Below are 328 nucleotides of genomic sequence, written 5' to 3' on the forward strand. Positions count from 1 at the left end.
TTTTATTTACTAAAGTAATTTCTGCCTCATTTGCAGATAATGTTTTTTGAAGTCGAGTTGCAGTAATAATACCACCGTACCCAGCTCCAAGGATTACAATCTTAGGCTTATTCATGATACTAACCATCCTTTTAATTATATTAAGTACTTTCCTACTGTTACCTAAACGAGATAACTTAGTACAATAGTGAGCAAACTTTTCTATGCGACATAACTTAGTACATTAGTGAGCAAACTATTCTATAGGGAAATTTGTCAAATTATTTCGTAATAATTGTCACAAAATGTTAACAATTAGCCTATTACAATATTAAAGTTTTTTCTTAAA

At 29.3% G+C, this 328-nt stretch carries 1 protein-coding gene; it reads right to left on the reverse strand.

What is annotated here, in order from left to right; all coding sequences use genetic code 11:
- Positions 1-115: hypothetical protein (locus V7056_RS07545; RefSeq protein ID WP_499700726.1), on the reverse strand; the 115-nt coding region annotated here is incomplete at its 3' end.
- Between the last annotated feature and the right edge of the window lie 213 nt (positions 116-328).

The sequence above is a fragment of the Bacillus sp. JJ664 genome (assembly GCF_036962205.1).
Classification (GTDB): Bacteria; Bacillota; Bacilli; order Bacillales; family Bacillaceae_G; genus Gottfriedia.